Genomic DNA, 18204 nt, shown 5'->3' with positions numbered 1-18204 from the left:
CACGGCGCTACGTAATGTTAGGCTACATCAGGCGCAATAATTACGTGAAAAGTACCCTGTAAATCCGTGTTTACGCTGATATAGGAATATAGTATAAAGGCGACTTTTGGCCTGGCGTTATTGCTTTCAGCTCTGGTTATGCTTCCCTTTCACGTACTCCTGATAGAAGACGCCTGTATTTTTCAGTACGGACTGAGCTGGCAACTCGCAGCCTGGGGCTTCCAGCATGTGGTAGTGGCGTCAACGAGCCAAGAAGCCGTGCGAGCGGCTGCCCGGCAGCGGCCAGACCTTATCCTTGTTAGCGCAAGCCTGAAAGGAACTCCGGGCGGTCTGGAAACAGTCCGGCTGATTCAGCAGCAGTACGCAAGCCTGATTCCGGTGCTGGTACTCCAGGACTACCGGCCCGGTGGGGAGCCACAGGTGCTACCCTCGCAGTTGCTGAACTATCGTTGCCTACCCAAGCCGCCCACTGTGGAGGAACTACAAGAAGGAGTTGAGCTAAGCATCCGTGACCTTGCCCTAGCGACGGTAAGCTAACTAGCCGACGTAATGAGCCTACCCGCTCACTCCACGTTCAGCACAATAGCTAAACGTGTAGCCACCCGCACCAGCTAGAAATGCCCAACAGCAGAAGCAAAAAGGGCCGCGGAAACTATTTCCGCGGCCCTTTTTAGGGAATCAAGTAACTGGTTGGGCTAGTACCGCCGGAAGCGGCTAGACCCCGCTCCCGAAATCGGAGCTGCTGCCGGACGTGCCGCGGTAACCTGTGCTCCGGCCGCTGGAGGCGGAGTGGTCGTTGTAGTCGGAGCCGGAGGAATAGGTAGAGCCATCAGAGTTGTAGCTGCCAACCCGGTTTTCATTTTGCCGGTCGAAGCTAGCTCCGGTGTTACGGTTCGGGCCCTTATCCATGCGGCGGCTTTCGTCGACGTGGGAAGAAGTAGAATAGTCGGAAGGATGCACCCGGCTACCGGAACGGTAGTTCTGGTTAGGCCGCTGCGACTCGGTGCTGCCAGCGTATTTGCTGCCATACTTGTTGCCCGATTTGCCAGAAGGCTTGTCCGACGACTTGCCGGAGCGCACGGCCAGGTAGCTCAGGCCAGCCAGCGCTACCGCACCGGCTACTTTTTGGGTGGTGGTCAGTTTGGTGATTTGCTCCCAGGAATTGGGCAGAAACTCACGGACGCCCTGAGGCAGTTGGTCAACAATTTTTTGCAAGCCAGCTTGTTCCATCCAGTTCTTGGCTCCGCCAGATTGCTGCTGATTGGAGGCATTGCTAGTAGATTCAGCTCCTGACTTTTGCTGGGTGCCAGCGTTTTGTTGCGCGTTCTGGGGCTGATCAGCTGCGGACGAGCCGGCCGCCTCGTTGGTAGGAGTGGCAGATTTAGTAGGTTCCATGCAGTTGAATTGCGTTAAGAGGTAAACGGATAGCAACAGCCAGTCTGACTGCTTGCTACCCTATGCGCAAAAAACGGCCTGTAGGTTGCAGATGAGGTTATGTTTTTTCTGATTTAGATGCTACTGCACTAAGCTGTGCGCCTCAGTTAGGCTGTTATTTTCTTGTTGCGGCTGCAATTTCAAACTCTGCGCCCGCGCATCTTTACAGCATGAAAAACCTGCTCCGTAACGACCTAACGTTCCGCCTCAACGGCCGCCTTTGGGTAGAAACCCCGACGACCGGTTCATGGGAATTGGTAGGCTGGAGCTGCTTACCCTCATTCAGGAGCACGGCTCTATCTCGAAGGCGGCCCAGCAAATGGGCATGTCGTACAAGCGGGCCTGGGACTTAGTTTCCTCCCTCAACGCCCAGAGTACTACCCCTTTGGTACATACCCAAGCCGGCGGCAAGCGCGGCGGCGGCGCCGAAGTCACCCCCGAAGGCCAGCAGCTCATCCAGGAGTTCCGGGCCCTGCAGGATAGGTTCCAGGAGTTTCTGGCAGCGGAAGAAAAGCGGTTACTATTGTAAGAAGGTACTGCCCATAGAACGTCATGCAGAGGCGCAGCCGAAGCATCTCGCGTGCTGCTAGTGCCAAAGCATTTGTCCTGCTTGATCTGGCGTCCGCGCAGCCGAAGCCTCTCTACCGCTGACTAGCTCAGTGTGGGCGGAGCGGTAGAGAGGCTTCGACTACGATCCGCTTCGCTCCGCATGACGGTCTTTTCTTGTTGCCAAGATTCTTTTGGCACCTCTAACCATTTCCGATTTCTAGCGTTATGTTTGGCAAAATATAACGCATGTCCAACGCTACGCTCCCTTTCCTGCATTCTGCGAAGTTCCCGTTACTGCTGCTTGGCAGCTTGCCGCTCGTGAGTATGGCTCAGCAGAATCCGCGGCCGCTCCGGCAGTCGGGGCTGGCGGATACCACGCGGCTGGGGGAGGTAGTGGTGGCCGCTTCGAAGGTGGAGGAGAGCATCTTACAGTCGCCGGTGACGGTGGAGAAGCTCACGGCGCGGCAGCTGCGGCTCACGCCGGCTCCGTCGTTTTTCGAGGCCATTGAGCACGTAAAGGGCGTGCAGGTAATTACGCCGAGCCTGGGCTTCAAGGTGATAAATGCCCGGGGCTTCAGCAATACCACCAACGTGCGCTTCGTGCAGCTCGTGGATGGCATCGACAACCAGGCGCCCCACATCGGCGGGCCCATTGGCAACGTGCTGGGGCCGAGCGACCTGGATATTCAGGCGGTAGAAATTGTGCCGGGCACGGCTGCCGCGCTTTACGGGCTGAACGCCATTAACGGGTTGGCAAATTTCAGCACGAGGAATCCGTTTCGGAGCGAAGGGCTGAGCCTGCAGCAGAAGGTAGGCGTGAACCACATCAGCGACCCACACACCGGGGCCCACGCCTTTGCCGAAACCAGCGTGCGCTACGCCAAGGCCCTGAGCCCCAAGTTGGCCTTCAAAGTAAATGGTACCTACCTGCGCGGCTACGACTGGATGGCTACGGATCAGACCGACATCAACCCCAATGGCAACGCCACCACCGGCCTGTTTGGCCCCGATAATCCCGCCCGTGACCCGGTAAGCAGCTACGGCAACGAATCCTCCAACCGCTCGAACCTCACGCTGGGCGGCAAAACCTACCAGGTGGCCCGCACCGGCTACCAGGAGCAGGACGTGGTAGACTACCGCCTGCAAACCGTGCGCTACGACGCCGCGCTGCACTACAAGCTGACGCCCACGGCCGAGCTAGCCTATACCTACCGGGGTAGCAACTTCGATAACGTGTACCAGCGCAGCAACCGGTTTCAGCTCACCAACTACCACCTCCAGCAGCACGCCCTGCAATTGACCACGCCCGTAGTGCAGGCCCGCGCCTACATCACCCAGGAAAACACTGGTCGGAGCTATAACCTGCGCTCCATGGCCGAAAACCTGGACCGTAGCTTTAAGCCCGATGCCCGCTGGAACCAGGACTACACCGCCGCCTGGAACGCCGCCACCCAGGCCGGCCAGACGGTAGCCCAGGCCCATGCCGCGGCCCGCACCGCCGCCGATGCCGGCCGCCTGCAGCCCGGTACGCCCGCGTTTCAGCAGCGCCTGCAGGAGCTAGCCGACATTAACAACTGGGACCAGGGCGCGGCCCTGCGCGTGCAAGCCGACCTGCTCCACGCCGAAGGGCAAGTGAACGTAGGCGAGGCGTTGCGGCGGAATGGCAAGCTTCTGCCGGCCTGGGCCGACGTGTTGGTGGGCCTCGACCACCGCACCTATTTTATTCAGCCCGACGGCAACTACTTCATCAACCCCGAACGCGGGGAGGACCCGTACAGCACGCTCACGTACGGCAAAACCGGCGGCTTCGTGCAGGCCGGGGCGCGGGTGTTCCAGGAGAAACTCCGCCTCACGGCTACCCTACGCGCCGACAAAAACGACTACTTCACTACCCGTTTCAACCCGCGCCTGACGGCCGTGTACTCGCCCACCCAGCGCCATAACTTCCGGGTAAGTTACCAGAGCGGCTACCGTTTCCCGAGCTTGTTCGAGGGCTTTTCCAACGTGAACAGCGGGCAGGTAAAGCGCATTGGGGGGCTAAGGGTGATGTCGGACGGGGTGTTTGAGAATAGCTACCTGCGCAGCTCCATCGATGCGTTCAGCGCGGCCATCACGCGCGACGTGAACACCGGCGGCCTCACCCGCAGCCAGGCTGTTGCCAAAAACCAGGGCACCTTGGTAAAGAACCCCTACACCTACCTGAAACCTGAGCACATCAAGTCCCTGGAGCTGGGCTACAAGGCGGCCCTGCTACCCGGCGGGCGCCTGCTGGCCGACGTGGATTTCTACTACAACACCTACCGCGACTTTATTGCCCAGGTAGAAGCCTACGTGCCCGTTAACGCGGCCGGCCAGCTCCTACCCACCGGCACCGACCTCAGTACCATTGCCACCGCCCTGAGTGCCCGCGCCGGTCAGGCCCGGTACCGCCTCTGGACCAACTCCCAAAGCCAAGTCTACAACTACGGCGGCTCCCTGGGCCTGCGCTACGACGTAGCCGGCGGCTACCTGGCCGGGGCCAACGTCACCTACACCCGCCTCGACCGCACCGAATCGGCCGACGGGCTGGAAGACGGCTTCAACACTCCACGCTGGGCCTACAACCTCAGCCTGGGCAATGAAGATGTTTATAAGCGCTTTGGCTTCGGGCTTAACTACCGCTGGCAAACCCGCTACTACTCCCAAACCTTCCTGGTAACGGGTTACGTGCCCGCCTACAGCACCCTCGATGCCCAGGTTAGCTACACGGTGCCGACCCCTAACCTGCGCTTCAAACTAGGCGCCAGCAACCTGCTCAACCAGTACTACGTGAGCTACCTCGGCGGCCCCAGCGTGGGCGGCCTCTACTACCTGCAGGTAACCTACGGACTGTAAGCACGGACCTGCTGCGTTTGTCGGGTTGCCGTGCAGTAGAAGGGTGGGGGCTAGGGCACTGCTTCAGTAAGCCGCATTTTAACTTGTCTTTATTAAATGCATCATTGATGCATATGTAATTTTTATTCTACCTTGCATCCCATTATGTGGAAACAAGGGTAGTGCGTACAGGGCGTAGAATCATAGCGTGGTGGCTATTGAGCCTGCTACTTCGGGTGTTAGCACCCGAGGCCGCTGTCCTGCGCCTGCACTTCCACCAGCACACCGAGCATGTGCCCCTGACCAGCAGTACGGTTACGTTGGGCAAGCACAAGGCCCTGCTTTCGGCCAAGCACCAGCACTGCTTTGCGGAGCAGTTGTACAATGCCCCTTTCCAGCCGGCGGTGCCCATTAAGCTGCCGGAACCCGTGCGCCTGCTGGCCTATGCACTGTACCGGCCCCAGGCCCCGGTGTGCCGGGCCTCCCACCTGCTGGATGGGGCTTCTCTACGCGGCCCGCCGGCCCGCGCCTAATTCTTTACGGGCTTTTGCTACTCCTTGGGGCCGGGCAACCTGCCGGGTCTAGCCGGCTGCGCTGATACTTCCGCGTCCGTAGTGGCCTACGCCCTTTTTCTGGCGGCCTGCAAGCAGGCCAGTGGTATCCTGCTGCTTTACAGCGGGCAGCCCGGCGCGGTAGGTCTGTTTTGGGCCCTACCCCTTCTTCCTTCGTTTTTCTGGTTCATTATCAGGAGCTGACCTTTCAGCTCACGGGTCCGTGCGGCCTTTTCCTATGCCACGTATTTTCCTGTTTCTGCTACTTTTTCTTCCCTACCTAACCTTTGGCCAAGTAACCGGCCGTATCAGCGGCCACCTCATCAGCCCCACGGGCCAAGCCCTCGACGGCATTACGGTAGTGGAAAAATCCGGCCGGTTTTCGGCCCTCTCCGACGCCGAAGGACACTTTTCCCTGGATCAGCTGCCGTTGGCCGAATACACGCTTGTCACGCGCAGTTTGGGCTACCAGGAAGCGCAGCGCACGGTTATTCTTAGCGCCGAAACACCCGCCCTGGTGGTCGATTTTACCCTGCGCCCCAGCACCAATGCCCTGCAAGAAGTGGAAGTATTGGGCCGTAAGGAAACCACCTATAAGAGCGACTACAGCTTTGTGGGCACCAAAACGGCTACGGCGCTGAAGGACGTGCCGCAGTCGATATCCACGGTAACCAAGGAGCTGATGGAGGACCGCCAGGCCCTGCGCCTGCCCGACGTGGTGAAAAACATAGCCGGCGTCACGCAGTATTCGCACTACGACGACTTGACCATCCGGGGCTTCCGCAACGGCTACGAGAGCGGCTTCCGCTTGCTCAACGGGCTGCGTTCGGGCTTCAGCTACGGCAACTCCTTTACCCAGGCCCCGCTGACGGTGAACCTGGAGCGCGTGGAGGTGCTGAAAGGCCCCGGCGCGGCTCTTTACGGCGACATCAACCCCGGCGGCACCGTGAACATGGTGACCAAAAAGCCCCTCGATGTGGCCCGCAAAGCGGTGAGCTTTTCCAGCGGCAGCTTCAACACCACCCGCGCCACGGCCGACTTCACGGGCCCGCTGAATGAGCGCAAAAACGTGCTCTACCGCTTGAATGCGGGCTTCGAGAAGTCGAACACCTTCCGCGACGTGAACGATACCCGCTCCGTGATGGTAGCGCCCACCGTCACCTTCCTGCCCACCGACAAAACTACCCTCAACGCCGAGCTGGTGTACACCCACGTGGATGGGTTTCTGGACCGCGGCCTGCCCATTCGGGTGGTGATTTGTACGCCCTGCCCCGCTCGTTTACCCTTAGCCAGCCCAGCGACTATTTCCGCACCAACTCCTACTACCTCAACGCCTCGCTCAACCACCAATTCACCGATTGGCTGTCGCTGAATGCTTCCTACCTCGACTTTACCTACCACGAAAACCTGAGCGAGCACCGCACCCTGAACACCTACGCCGACGCCCCGGCCAACACGGTGATGAACCTGCGCTACTTTGACCGGCGCGCCGAGGAATACACCAAAAACCTAGCCGCCTACTTTGCCCTAAACCGCTATACGGGCTCCGTTGCCCACAAAGTGGTGCTGGGCCTGGACTACATTCGCTTCAACACCGACAAGCAAAGCACCATGTTTGAGGCCCGGCAGAAGCTGGTGAATGGGGTAGCCACGCCGCTGACCTTCGACCTGAAGAATCCGGTGTACGAAATCCAGGACCCGACCAAGTACATCCGCCGGCCGCTACCCCAGTTTTTCATCGACTACCTCAACTCGGTGTATCATACCACCGGCCTCTACGTGCAGGATCAGATAGCCGTGACGCCGCGCCTGGGTTTGCTGCTGGGGGCCCGCTACGAGCTGTTTGCCGATGAGCGGGACTACGGCGACGGCTCCGAGAACATCAGGCAGCGCAAGCTGCTGCCCCGCGCCGGCCTCACCTTCGCCCTGCGCGAAAATCTGAACTACTTTGCCTCTTACAGCGCCGGTTTCCGCCCGCTCAAACCCGAGTACGTCCGGTTTCCGGCGCGCTACGGCCGTAGCTCCGCCTTCGACCCCGAAACCAGCTACCAACTGGAAACCGGCCTGAAGGGCGAGTTCTTCAAGAAAGCCTTGTTTGGCACCGTGGCTGTGTACCAGATTGTGAAGCGCAACCAACTGGTAAGCACCGGCTCGCTCACGCCCGACGGCGCGCCCGTGTACCGCCAGAACGGCGAGGCCCGCTCGCGCGGAGCCGAGCTGGAGCTGACCGGTAACATCGTTTCCAACCTGAGCCTGAACGCCAGCTACGCCTTCAACCACTCCGAGGTGCGGAATGCCCAGTTGGCGGCCGAAAACGGCCAGCCCCTGGCCAACGCCCCCAAGCACTCGGCAGGCCTCTGGACCAAGTACACGTTCACGAAGCCCGCGTTGCGGGGTTTCGGGGTGGCCGTGGGCGGCAACTACGTGGCCGCGCGCCGCACCGAAAACCGGGTAGTCAACACGACGACGGGGGAGGAGTACTGGGGGCAATGGCCTGCTTACACGGTGCTCGATGCGGCCTTGTTCTACACCGTGGACAAGTTCAACTTCCACCTGAACGTGAACAACCTGCTCGACAAGTACTACTTCGTGGGCGGCTACGACTTCTTCCGCACCAGCCCCGGCGCCCCGCGCAACCTCATGGCCACGGTGGGCTACACCTTCTAAGGGTTTCTTAAACAAGAGGCTCATCTAAAAACCGTGTCATGCCGAGCCTAAGCGAAGCATCTCTACTGCGGGCTAATTCCTGTCGTGAGGACGAAGCGGTAGAGATGCTTCGACTCCGCTCAGCATGGCAGTTCAGAAGGGGCGAATGCCACGATACACTACCTGTTTGCATATGACCTACATTCTGGAAGCGCGCGACTTGCGCAAAGAGTACCCAAGTAAGCTGGCCCTGCAGGGGCTGAATTTGCAGATTGAACCCGGTGAGGTGTTTTGCCTGCTGGGCCAGAACGGGGCGGGGAAGTCCACAACCATCAACCTGTTCCTGGGCTTCATTGCACCGACTTCGGGGGCGGCCTTCGTGAACGGGCTGGAGGTAGCCGCCAACCCGCTCAAGATCAAGGAGCACCTGGCCTACATTCCCGAAAACGTGATGCTCTACCCGCACCTAACGGGCCTGGAAAACCTGGCCTTATTCAGCAGTCTGGCGGGTTTCAAATATAAAGAGGCGGAGCTGCTTGACTACCTGTACCGCGCCGGGCTTCCCGCCGAGGCGGTGCGGCGGCGCGTAGGCACCTACTCCAAGGGCATGCGCCAGAAAGTGGGTATTGCCATTGCCGTAGCCAAACACGCCCAGGTGCTGCTGCTCGACGAGCCTACCTCCGGCCTCGACCCCAAAGCCTCCAACGAGTTTTCGCAACTGCTCACCCAGCTCAGCCAGGAGGGCACGGCCGTGCTCATGGCCACCCACGACATCTTCCGGGCCAAGGAGGTAGGTACCCGCGTGGGCATCATGCGGGAGGGCGAGCTGGTGGACGTGCGCCCCACGGCAGCCCTGAACGCCCAGGAGCTGGAGCAGCTCTACCTCACCTACATGCACTAACTAGCCTACTCCTGATGATGCATAGTATTGCGCAAAAAGAATTCGTGAGTACCCTGCGCGACAAGCGCTTTCTGGTGCTAAGCGTGCTGGTGCTGGCCTTGCTGCTGGCCGCTACGCTGGTGGGGCGGGCCAGCTACCAAACCCAGCAGCGCGAGCGGCAACTGGCCCAACATACCGTCAACGACCAGTTTCGGCGGCAGCCGGCGCGCCACCCACACCGCGTGGCCCACTACGGCTCCTTCGCGTTTCGGCCCAAGTCGGGGCTGAGCTTGCTGGATGCGGGCATCGACTCGTACACGGGCACGGCGGTGTACCTGGAGGCCCACCAGCAGAACAGCGTCAACTTTAGCCAGGCCCAGCAGTCGGGTTCTCTGATTCGGTTTGGGGAAATGACGGTGGCCTTTGTGCTGCAGATGCTGGTGCCGCTGCTCATTATCTTCCTGTGCTTCGGGGCCTTCACCCAGGAGCGTGAAACCGGCACTCTACAGCTGTTGCTAAGCCAAGGCGTTTCGTTGCGGCAAGTGGCCTGGGGCAAGATTTTGGGGTATAGCCGCGCCGTGGCGCTGGTGGTAGCCCCGGCCCTGGCCCTGGCGGCGCTACTGCTGTTCTCGGGCGAGGAGTTTGCCTCTGGCCCCGACCTGGTAGCGCGGCTCGGGCTGTTTGTGCTCAGCTACGCCGTGTACTTCTTCCTGTTTATTGTGGGGGCCGTGGTGGTGTCGGCGCGGCAGGCTAGCTCCCGCGCGGCCCTAGTAACGCTGCTGGGCCTCTGGATTCTGGGTTGCATCATTCTGCCCAAAGCCACCGCCAACCTGGGCGCTACCCTCTACCCCACGGTTACCAAGGCGCAGATGGACGCCGCGGTGCACGAAGAAGCCCAGCACGGCATCAACGGCCACGACCCGCAGGACCAACGCTCGGCCGCCCTGAAGGCGGGGCTGCTCAAAAAGTATGGCGTCGATTCCGAGGAAAAGCTGCCCGTGAGCGTGGGCGGGGTGCTCATGACCGAAAGCGAAGCGTACTCGGCCCAGGTCTACCAGGAGCACTTCGCGGCCCTGAACGACACCTACCGACGCCAAAACCGCATTTCCGATTGGGTGGGGCTGCTAAACCCCTACCAAGCCATTCGCCCCCTGTCGATGGGCTTGGCCGGCTCCGACTTTGCCCACTACGTGCACTTCCAGCAGGCCGCCGAGGCTTACCGCTACCGGCTGGTGCAGCGCCTCAATGCCCTGCAAACCAGCATGGGCCACGGCGACAAGGAGCGCAAGCTGGAGGCCAGCACCTGGCGGCAGCTGCCGGTTTTTGCCTACCAGTCGCCCACGTCGGGCTGGGCCTGGCCCCACCTGCTACTGCCCGTGGTGGCCCTGTTGCTTTGGGCCGTGGGCCTGAGTTGGCTGGGACTGCGGCTGATTTCTACCACCCCACTTGTCTGATCTGATGATGAATACATTCTGGTTTCTGTTTTCCGCTGAGTGGCGACACTTTCGCGCTGCGAAAGGGCTGGTGCTGCTCTGTGCTTTGCTGCTACTCACGGGCCTCTATGGCATTTACTACGGCACCACCGAAATCAGCCGCCAGCGCCAGCACCTGGCCGCCTTACCCGAGCTGACGCGCCGCAACGTGGAAGAACTCAAAGTAAAATTTCCTGGCACCGCCGACGCCGGCGAAATCGGTTACTACCACTCCACCTACGCCGTGCACTACCCCGATGCCTGGGCGTCCCTCTCCCTGGGCCAGCGCGACGTGAACCCCTACTACGTGAAGCTGCGCCTGCTGGGCCTGCAAAACCAGCTCTACGCCACCGACAACACCAACCCCATGAAGGTGCTGAGCGGCAACTTTGATTTGGCGTTTGTGCTGGTGTACCTGTTTCCGCTGCTCATCATTGCCCTGAGCTTCAACCTGCTATCTAGTGAGCGGGAAGAGGGCATCCTGACCTTGCTGCTGGCCCAGCCCATAAGCCCCGGCGTGGTAGTAGGAGCGAAGCTCGCTTTCCGGCTGGCGCTGGTGCTGGGGTTGGCGTGGCTGCTTTCGGTAGTGGGCATGCTTTGGGCGCAGGTGCCGCTGGACAGTCGGGTGGTTACTTGGTTGGGCCTGAGTACCTTGTACTGCCTGTTCTGGTTTGGGGTGGCGCTAGTCATCACGGCCTTGCAGCGCACCTCGGCCTTTAATGCCGTAACCCTGCTGGGCGTGTGGCTGCTGCTGGTGGTGCTGGTGCCCAGCCTACTGAACCTGGGTGTGGCCGCCGCGCATCCGGTGCCGCAGGGCATCGAGCTGACCATCAAGCAGCGCGAGGAAATCCATGCCGGTTGGGACCGGCCGAAAACCCAGACCATGAACCGTTTCTTTGCCCTGTACCCGCAGTGGCGCGACACGGCTACCATCCGGGAGCGGTTTGTGTGGCGCTGGTACTATGCCTTCCAGCACCTCGGCGACGTGGCCGTGGCCCGCAAGCTGCCGCCTACGCCACCGGCCTGCAGCAGCGCTACGACCTGGTCGAGCACTTGAACCTGCTCTCGCCGGCCATCAACGCCCAAGGTAGCCTCAATGCCCTAGCTGGCACCGACCTGCCAACCCACCTGCAGTTTCAGCGCAGCGCCACCGCCTACCACGATGCGCTCCGGGCCTTTTACTACCCCTACCTGTTCCGCCAAGCCGCCTTTACCCACCACGATTACGCCCTGGAACCTACCCACACCTTCACCAGCCAACCCGAACTGAGCACCGCTCTGCGTGGCCTGGGCAAGCTGCTGCTGAGCGTGGCGCTGGTGTACGGTCTGGGCTTTGGCCTGCTGCGCGCCCGCCCCATCAGTCCGCGCTAAAGCCGAGCCCTGGCAGTGTTACGGCTTTGTCTACCTTTCTAGGCGGTTCTACAGAGGTGAAGCAGGGGCATTTGGCGTGCTGCAGCTAGCTTGCAACCCCGCAATCCGGGCGGAATGCGTTGGCTCCGCCTCTGCAGAGCAGCCTGTATGTCTTGTCATTCTGATAAGTTGCGGCGCAACCCTTACCGTCGTCAACTGACAACCTGCCTTCTGATTTTCTCTTTGAATACATGCTCGACGCCCTGCGTACCTACTTCTCGGGTAAGTTCCCGCTCACCGAAGCTCAGTTTGCAGAGCTGGAAAGCTTGCTTACCCCGCGCCACCTGGCCCGGCACGAGGTACTGGTGCGCCAGGGAGAGGTAGGGCGCTACGGGGCGTTCGTGCTGAAGGGCTGCCTGCGCAGCTTCGTGACGGATGAGCGGCAGAAGGAGCACATCTTGCAGTTTGCGCCCGAGAATTGGTGGATTTCCGACCAGCACAGCTTGGCGCGGCAGCAGCCGGCGCTCTTTTCCATTGACGCCTTGGAAAACTCTGAGGTGCTGGTGTTCGGGCCGGCCTTCTACACCCGGCTCCACTCCTTCGGGCCAGAGTTCCAGACGTTTTTCTACCAACTCCTGCAAAACAGCCTGGTGGCCCTGCAGCGCCGCCTGATCGGGGTGCTGAGCGCCCCTGCCGAGGCGCGCTACCAGGAGTTTTTGCTGCTCTACCCCACGCTGGCCCGGCGGCTACCCCAGCGCCACATTGCGGCCTACCTCGGCATCACGCCCGAATCCCTGAGCCGCATTCGGGGTGAGCGGGCTAGGGGAGAGGGGTAGAAAGCCTGCAAACACAGCGCTAGACCGACGAGACGCCACATCCTGCGCCTCGTTGTGCGAACAGCCGGCACCGCGCAGGTCAAACAACCTCAACAGCCGAAGTACAGCGGAGCTAACCGCAAGCCGCAACATGCTGCGGCTCTACACGTGGTACGGGAGATTTTTACGTGTCTGGCGGCCGGGCCATCACGCGCAACATGCTGCGGCTCTACACGTGTATCTGTTACTAGATAAGGCATCTTAGCCCCAGGCAAAGGCTAGCGGCGCTGAGCCTTGCACTACTTCCGCTGCATTGATTTAAAATTTAGAATCATTATGTATATATCGTTAACTGGCTGAATGTTAGCCTTTCATTGTTGAGTGGATTTGGGCATAGGATTATAAGCAGGATAAATGCGCCGCAAAGCAGAACGCGGCCGCTAGGAGTGGCGTAAGGAAACAAGCCGTCGGGCTGCGTAGGCCAGACTTTCTGCGGCTTCTCACCACCTCAACATCTTCGGCTTCTTTCTATGCTACACCAATCCACTACCTCCGCGGCGGCGGATGGCGGGGTTGCTGCCCCACCGCCTACCGGCACGGTGCGCCTCACCATCAACGGCCAGCAGCACACGCTGCAACTCGCTCCCTGGACCACCCTGCTCGACGCCCTGCGCGAATACGCCCACCTCACGGGCACTAAAAAAGGCTGCGACCATGGCCAGTGCGGCGCCTGCACGGTGCTCGTGAACGGCAAGCGCATCAACAGCTGCCTCTCGCTAGCCGTCATGCACGAGGACCACGACATCACCACCATCGAAGGCCTGGGCAGCGAGGAGAATTTGCACCCCTCCAGCAAGCCTTCATCGACCACGATGCCTTCCAGTGCGGCTACTGCACCCGGGCCAAATCTGCTCGGCCCAGGGCCTGCTCAACGAAGGCCGCGCCCACACCGAGGAGGAAATTAAGGAGCACATGAGCGGCAACCTCTGCCGCTGCGGGGCCTACGCCGGCATTCTGAATGCGGTGAAGGAAGTGGTGGACAAGGAAATTAAAAATTGAGAATTAAGAATTAAAAATGGCTTGTTCCAGGAGTGCAAGACCCTGTGAGACAGTAGACAACTCTTAATTTTTAATTCTCAATTTTTAATTGACTTCTCATGAACCCTTTCACTTACACCAGCCCTACGGCCGTCGAGGACGCCGTGCGCGACAATGCCGGCCACCCGGGCGCATCTTACATCGGGGCGGCACCAATATTCTGGATTTGATGAAGGAAAACGTGGCGCGCCCCACCCACCTCGTCGGTCTGAACAAGCTGCCGCTCACGGCCATTGAGCCTACCCCGAAGGCGGTCTGCGCCTGGGCGCCCTCGCCACCAACGCCGATACGGCCTGGAATGAGGAGGTAAAGCGCCGCTACCCGCTGCTCAACCAGGCTATTCTGGCCGGGGCCTCGCCCCAGTTGCGCAACATGGCCACCAACGGCGGCAACCTCATGCAGCGCACCCGTTGCTACTACTTCTACGACACGGCTACCCCTGCAACAAGCGCGAGCCGGGCTCGGGTTGTGGGGCCATAGGCGGCCTCAACCGTATTCATGCCATTCTAGGGGCTAGTGAGCAGTGCATTGCTACCCACCCTTCGGATATGTGCATTGCCCTGGCTGCCCTGGCCCCAACGGTGCGCGTGAGCGGGCCGAACGGCGAGCGGGCCATTCCGTTCGAGGACTTCCACCGCCTGCCCGGCAACACCCCGGAGCGCGACAACAACCTGCAGCCGGGGGAGCTGATTATCAGCCTCGACTTACCGGCCAAGGGCTTCGAGAGGAACTTCAGCTACCTCAAGCTCCGCGACCGAAACTCCTACGCCTTCGCCCTGGTATCGGTGGCGGCGGCCCTGGAGCTGGACGGTGGCACAATCACGGATGCCCGCCTGGCCCTGGGCGGCGTGGCCCACAAGCCCTGGCGCGACCAGGAGGCCGAAAACCTACTCAAAGGTCAACCCGCTACCCCGAAACCTTCGCCCGTGCCGCGGCCAAAGTGGTGGAAGGAGCGGTAGGGCAAGGTTCCAACAACTTCAAGATTGAGCTGGCCCGTCGCGCCATCGTGCGCGCCCTCAAGCAAGCCGCCGAAGGCAACCAGCACGCATCCGACGTCTTTTTAAACTCGAATCCATGAGCACGACCAACTATATCGGCAAGCCCACGAGTCGGGTTGACGGCCCGGCCAAGGTGACGGGCGCCGCTACCTACGCCGCCGAGTTTCATGTGCCCAATATGGCCTATGGGTGGGTAGTGAGCAGCCCCATTGCCAAGGGCAAAATTACCAAGGTACACTCCGACGAGGTGCTGGCCATTCCGGGCGTATTGGAGGTGTTTTCGCACGAGAATGTGCCTAGCCTGGCTTGGTTTGACCGCAACTATAAGGACGACGTGGCCCCGGCGGCTCGCCCTTCCGGCCCCTGCACGACAACGAAATCAAGTTCAGCCAGCAGCCCATTGCCCTGGTAGTGGCCGAAACCCTGGAGCTGGCCCGCTACGCCTCCTCCGCCCTGCGCATCGACTACGAGGAAACGGCCCACGACACCGACCTCGAAACCAAGCGCGACGAGGGCTTCGAGCCCGGCAATGGTAAATCGGGCTGGATGCCGCCGCCCCCGCCCCGGGGCAACCCCGACAAAGCCTGGGCGGAAGCCGAGCACCGCATCGAGCACGAGTACGTGCACGGCACCCAGCACCACAACCCCATGGAAATGTTCGGGCCACGGTGGAGTGGCGCGGCGACAAGAAGCTGACGGTCTATGACAAGACCCAGGGGGTAGTAAACGTGCAGAACTACCTCACCAAAATCTTCGGGCTGAGCAAGGACGACTGCCGGGTGATAAACCAGTACATGGGCGGCGGCTTTGGCTCGGGGCTGCGGCCCCAGTACTCGGTGTTTCTGGCCGTGCTGGCTTCCCTGGAGCTGAAACGCTCGGTGCGCGTCACGCTCACGCGCCAGCAGATGTTCAGCTTCGGCCACCGCCCCCACACCCTGCAATACGTGAAGCTGGGCACTAACCCGATGGTACCCTGGCCGCCATTCAGCACCACGCCCTCCACGAAACCTCGCAGTTTGAGGAGTACACCGAAAACGTGGTGAACTGGAGCGGCATGCTCTACCAGTGCGAAAACGTGAAGCTGGGTTACCAGCTGGCCAAGCTGGATGTGTTTACGCCCCAGGACATGCGCGCGCCCGGCGCTGCTACCGGCTCCTTCGCCCTGGAAGTAGCTATGGACGAACTGGCCGCCGCCGCCGGCATTGACCCCATCGACTTCCGCATCCGCAATTACGCCCAGGAGGACCAGAACGCCGGCAAGCCCTTCTCCAGCAAGCGCCTGCGCGACTGCTACCACCAGGGCGCGGCCAAATTTGGGTGGGAGAAGCGCAACCCTCAGCCTCGCTCTATGCGCAACGGCAACCGCCTGGTCGGTTACGGCATGGCCGGCGGCGTGTGGGATGCTACCCAGAAGAAAGCCGCCGCCAAGGCTACCCTCACCGCCGACGGTAAGCTGCAGGTAAGCAGCGCCACCGCCGACATCGGAACGGGCACCTACACCATCATGACCCAGATTGCGGCCGAAACCCTAGGGCTACCCCTGGAGGCCGTGAGCTTCAAGCTCGGCGACACCGACATGCCCGAAGCCCCCGTGCAGGGCGGCTCCTGGACCGCCGCCTCGGTAGGCTCGGCCGTAAAAAACGTGTGCGAAGCCATCGGGGAGAAGCTGCTCAAGCTGGCCCAAAAGATGGAAGGCTCGCCCTGAAAGGCGCTAGTATGGACGAGGTAGAGTTCGTGAACGGTCAGATCCGCCTGCGCCAGGACCCCAGCAACGCCGTGGTTATCCGCGACGTGCTGCAAGCCAGCGGCGAAACCAAGTTGGAAACCGATACCTCGGCCACGCCCAACATGCTCAAGCAGGGCACCCACTCCATGCACTCGCACAACGCCGTGTTTGTGGAGGTGGAGGTAGATGAGGAGTTTGGCACCGTGCACGTTACGCGCGTGCTCAACGCCGTGGCCGCCGGCCGCATCCTTAACCCCAAAACCGCCCGCTCGCAGGTGCTGGGCTCCATTGTGTGGGGCATCAGCATGGCCCTGATGGAGGAAACCATCATGGACCACCAGTTTGGGCGCTATATGAACCACAACTACTCCGAGTACCACATACCAGTGCAGGCCGATATCAACGATATCGAGGTGCTATTCGTGGAGGAGGAAGACGACGTAGTGAACCCGCTGGGGTGAAGGGGTAGGCGAAATCGGCCTACTGGGCGTAGCCGCCGCCATCACCAACGCCGTGTACCACGCCACCGGCAAGCGCGTCCGCGACCTACCCATTTACCTGGACAAGCTGCTGTAATCCGGCTTGCTATGACACAGAAAAGCCCCAGTGCCGTAAGGTGCCGGGGCTTTTCTGTTCCAGGGCAATTTTACTGAAACTAGCTGCTAATGAACCGGTTAAACGACTGCCAGTATTTGTCTTTATATATATAATATGTTAGTGGAAATATATCTGCATACTCATTTTGTATTTGATAGAGAAGCTTGGATGGCTTCCTGAAATCTCTACAGGCGAAGTAAATATCTCGCACCCCATCGGCTGTTTCTCTGCCAATATTTAGATATCCCTCAGAATCCTTGAGCTCCTGTATGATTCCGTCTTCGATATCATCAAGGGTTTTATAATCTTTTTCGTCTGGCAATCCACGACTTTCTTCTCCGTTATACTGTATTTCAATATGGAGTATCCATGGGTGAGAAGCTTTACCGTCCCAGTTCAGCAGGTCTGTGTTGACGACGGCAAGCATTGGCTTTCCGCTTTCTAGTTCAGCTTCAAGTCCGGCATAACTATCAGATTCTGTATTGTGTCGAATACCTTCATACTTTTCAATAAACTCCTTTTCACGCCATATCAGAAAATTCTTTAGCTTTTCAATTGGTATTAAATTTCCTGGGGCATCAGGAGGGGAGATAATTTGTAAATTATCAATGGTAGTGGCGTAGTTCAGCTCCCCAAGGTAGTTATCCAGGAAAATGTGTACGCCTTTGGCTATTTCAGACTCGTTTTCCTCTGTAGCATCCTTGTGTACAACTGTAATATCTATTAAATCAGGACAATCATGATGATCTGTCGCATAGAAGCTCATGTTTCCACAATTAAATGAATAACCTGCCATACTTATACTAACATTTGTTATGTCAATTTCAGGCTTCAAGGCCGTAAATTTCCATCCTTCTATTTTAGGTGCAGAGTTTATAAGCTCCTCTGCAAAGATTATATTCTCTATAGTACCATCAACTGTAATAACTAGCTCAGCGACATTTTCGCTGTCCATTCCAACTAGAAAATAGAAGCCTTCTTTTAATTCGTTTAGCTTTGGTGAAAGCTTGTCAAGAAAGTCACTTTCTATGTTATTGTGCTCTTTTGTTGCTTTGAAGAAAGTCTTTTCGTGTATTAGAAACCAACGCCAGAAGTCTTCATAAGATACAATAGGCGTCTGCTTTTGCTTGTTAAGAATGTTTTTAAAAAAACTCATGTGTGGACTGTTAATGTTCTCATCTTGGGTTAGGGTACTTAGTCAGAACTCGCAACGCACCCATATAGAAGAGGCAATC

17 protein-coding genes and 4 pseudogenes are annotated in these 18204 nt (G+C 59.4%); 19 read left to right on the top strand and 2 right to left on the bottom strand.

Annotated elements, in window-relative coordinates; translation table 11 throughout:
• Nucleotides 1-138 precede the first annotated feature (138 nt).
• Nucleotides 139-537, top strand: a complete 399-nt coding sequence (locus MUN84_RS02585) for a response regulator (protein WP_244696518.1) — start codon at nucleotides 139-141, stop codon at nucleotides 535-537.
• A 177-nt stretch (nucleotides 538-714) separates the two neighbouring features.
• Here MUN84_RS02585 and MUN84_RS02580 read toward each other — a convergent pair whose 3' ends face one another.
• Complete coding sequence (locus MUN84_RS02580) at nucleotides 715-1395, bottom strand: hypothetical protein (protein WP_244696517.1); 681 nt, start codon at nucleotides 1393-1395, stop codon at nucleotides 715-717.
• A gap of 286 nt (nucleotides 1396-1681) precedes the next feature.
• Between MUN84_RS02580 and MUN84_RS02575 the strand changes: the two genes are divergently transcribed.
• From MUN84_RS02575 to MUN84_RS23460, 18 genes and pseudogenes are all read left to right on the top strand, one after another.
• A complete protein-coding gene (locus MUN84_RS02575; protein WP_317239087.1) occupies nucleotides 1682-1963 on the top strand; it encodes a winged helix-turn-helix domain-containing protein in 282 nt (93 codons plus the stop codon).
• Nucleotides 1964-2307: 344 nt separating this feature from the next.
• Nucleotides 2308-4857, top strand: coding sequence for a TonB-dependent receptor (locus MUN84_RS02570; protein WP_244696516.1), 2550 nt, complete (start codon nucleotides 2308-2310; stop codon nucleotides 4855-4857).
• Nucleotides 4858-5072: 215 nt separating this feature from the next.
• Nucleotides 5073-5369 carry a hypothetical protein gene (locus tag MUN84_RS02565; RefSeq protein ID WP_244696515.1) on the top strand — a complete coding sequence of 99 codons (297 nt, stop codon included), beginning with the start codon at nucleotides 5073-5075 and terminating at the stop codon, nucleotides 5367-5369.
• An 81-nt stretch (nucleotides 5370-5450) separates the two neighbouring features.
• Complete coding sequence (locus tag MUN84_RS02560) at nucleotides 5451-5591, top strand: hypothetical protein (RefSeq protein WP_244696514.1); 141 nt, start codon at nucleotides 5451-5453, stop codon at nucleotides 5589-5591.
• Nucleotides 5592-5625: 34 nt separating this feature from the next.
• The gene (locus tag MUN84_RS02555; RefSeq protein WP_244696513.1) at nucleotides 5626-6759 is read left to right on the top strand and encodes a TonB-dependent receptor; all 1134 of its coding nucleotides are present in this window, start codon (nucleotides 5626-5628) and stop codon (nucleotides 6757-6759) included.
• Complete coding sequence (locus MUN84_RS02550; RefSeq protein WP_244696512.1) at nucleotides 6645-8054, top strand: TonB-dependent siderophore receptor; 1410 nt, start codon at nucleotides 6645-6647, stop codon at nucleotides 8052-8054. Before MUN84_RS02555 ends, MUN84_RS02550 begins: the two co-directional genes overlap by 115 nt.
• A 172-nt stretch (nucleotides 8055-8226) precedes the next feature.
• The gene (locus MUN84_RS02545; RefSeq protein ID WP_317239086.1) at nucleotides 8227-8934 is read left to right on the top strand and encodes an ABC transporter ATP-binding protein; all 708 of its coding nucleotides are present in this window, start codon (nucleotides 8227-8229) and stop codon (nucleotides 8932-8934) included.
• Nucleotides 8935-8948: 14 nt separating this feature from the next.
• The gene (locus tag MUN84_RS02540) at nucleotides 8949-10367 is read left to right on the top strand and encodes an ABC transporter permease (protein ID WP_244696511.1); all 1419 of its coding nucleotides are present in this window, start codon (nucleotides 8949-8951) and stop codon (nucleotides 10365-10367) included.
• Between the two features lie 4 nt (nucleotides 10368-10371).
• A pseudogene (locus MUN84_RS02535) lies at nucleotides 10372-11756 on the top strand (ABC transporter permease).
• 230 nt (nucleotides 11757-11986) lie between these two features.
• A complete protein-coding gene (locus MUN84_RS02530; protein ID WP_244696510.1) occupies nucleotides 11987-12571 on the top strand; it encodes a Crp/Fnr family transcriptional regulator in 585 nt (194 codons plus the stop codon).
• A gap of 509 nt (nucleotides 12572-13080) precedes the next feature.
• Nucleotides 13081-13260: pseudogene (locus MUN84_RS24370) on the top strand ((2Fe-2S)-binding protein); the annotation flags it as partial.
• A gap of 11 nt (nucleotides 13261-13271) precedes the next feature.
• Nucleotides 13272-13609 (top strand): annotated as a pseudogene (locus MUN84_RS24365) (2Fe-2S iron-sulfur cluster-binding protein).
• 98 nt (nucleotides 13610-13707) lie between these two features.
• Nucleotides 13708-14726, top strand: a pseudogene (locus MUN84_RS02520) (FAD binding domain-containing protein).
• A complete protein-coding gene (locus MUN84_RS23480; protein ID WP_317239085.1) occupies nucleotides 14723-15058 on the top strand; it encodes a hypothetical protein in 336 nt (111 codons plus the stop codon). Before MUN84_RS02520 ends, MUN84_RS23480 begins: the two are co-directional and overlap by 4 nt.
• Nucleotides 15058-15342: a hypothetical protein gene (locus MUN84_RS23475; protein WP_317239084.1), complete on the top strand. Its 285-nt coding sequence runs from the start codon at nucleotides 15058-15060 to the stop codon at nucleotides 15340-15342. Before MUN84_RS23480 ends, MUN84_RS23475 begins: the two co-directional genes overlap by 1 nt.
• The gene (locus MUN84_RS23470) at nucleotides 15315-15689 is read left to right on the top strand and encodes a molybdopterin cofactor-binding domain-containing protein (RefSeq protein WP_317239083.1); all 375 of its coding nucleotides are present in this window, start codon (nucleotides 15315-15317) and stop codon (nucleotides 15687-15689) included. The genes MUN84_RS23475 and MUN84_RS23470 overlap by 28 nt, the downstream gene beginning before the upstream one ends.
• Nucleotides 15620-16351: a xanthine dehydrogenase family protein molybdopterin-binding subunit gene (locus MUN84_RS23465; RefSeq protein ID WP_317239187.1), complete on the top strand. Its 732-nt coding sequence runs from the start codon at nucleotides 15620-15622 to the stop codon at nucleotides 16349-16351. The genes MUN84_RS23470 and MUN84_RS23465 overlap by 70 nt, the downstream gene beginning before the upstream one ends.
• Before the next feature lie 11 nt (nucleotides 16352-16362).
• On the top strand, nucleotides 16363-16833 hold the full coding sequence (locus tag MUN84_RS23460; RefSeq protein WP_317239082.1) for a molybdopterin cofactor-binding domain-containing protein: 471 nt from the start codon (nucleotides 16363-16365) through the stop codon (nucleotides 16831-16833).
• A gap of 194 nt (nucleotides 16834-17027) precedes the next feature.
• On the opposite strand, the gene MUN84_RS02510 is transcribed toward MUN84_RS23460, so the two are convergent.
• Entirely contained in the window at nucleotides 17028-18125 is a 1098-nt protein-coding gene (locus MUN84_RS02510) for a DUF695 domain-containing protein (RefSeq protein WP_244696509.1), read from the bottom strand.
• Nucleotides 18126-18204 lie beyond the last annotated feature (79 nt).

This window comes from Hymenobacter sp. 5516J-16, from assembly GCF_022919335.1.
In the GTDB taxonomy this organism is placed as follows: domain Bacteria; phylum Bacteroidota; class Bacteroidia; order Cytophagales; family Hymenobacteraceae; genus Hymenobacter; species Hymenobacter sublimis.
The sequence above is the reverse complement of the archived record's forward strand: the minus strand, read 5'-3'. Positions and strand labels throughout refer to the sequence as shown.

What these genes read in the sequence shown, in the direction of transcription:
- MUN84_RS02540 (WP_244696511.1), top strand. Translation starts at nt 8,949, where the DNA reads ATGATGCATAGTATTGCGCAAAAAGAATTCGTGAGTACCCTGCGCGAC.
- MUN84_RS02530 (WP_244696510.1), top strand. Translation starts at nt 11,987, where the DNA reads ATGCTCGACGCCCTGCGTACCTACTTCTCGGGTAAGTTCCCGCTCACC.
- MUN84_RS23480 (WP_317239085.1), top strand. Translation starts at nt 14,723, where the DNA reads ATGAGCACGACCAACTATATCGGCAAGCCCACGAGTCGGGTTGACGGC.
- MUN84_RS23460 (WP_317239082.1), top strand. Translation starts at nt 16,363, where the DNA reads ATGGACGAGGTAGAGTTCGTGAACGGTCAGATCCGCCTGCGCCAGGAC.
- MUN84_RS02575 (WP_317239087.1), top strand. Translation starts at nt 1,682, where the DNA reads ATGGGAATTGGTAGGCTGGAGCTGCTTACCCTCATTCAGGAGCACGGC.
- MUN84_RS02545 (WP_317239086.1), top strand. Translation starts at nt 8,227, where the DNA reads ATGACCTACATTCTGGAAGCGCGCGACTTGCGCAAAGAGTACCCAAGT.
- MUN84_RS02585 (WP_244696518.1), top strand. Translation starts at nt 139, where the DNA reads ATGCTTCCCTTTCACGTACTCCTGATAGAAGACGCCTGTATTTTTCAG.
- MUN84_RS02510 (WP_244696509.1), bottom strand. Translation starts at nt 18,125, where the DNA reads ATGAGTTTTTTTAAAAACATTCTTAACAAGCAAAAGCAGACGCCTATT.
- MUN84_RS02570 (WP_244696516.1), top strand. Translation starts at nt 2,308, where the DNA reads ATGGCTCAGCAGAATCCGCGGCCGCTCCGGCAGTCGGGGCTGGCGGAT.
- MUN84_RS02580 (WP_244696517.1), bottom strand. Translation starts at nt 1,395, where the DNA reads ATGGAACCTACTAAATCTGCCACTCCTACCAACGAGGCGGCCGGCTCG.
- MUN84_RS02555 (WP_244696513.1), top strand. Translation starts at nt 5,626, where the DNA reads ATGCCACGTATTTTCCTGTTTCTGCTACTTTTTCTTCCCTACCTAACC.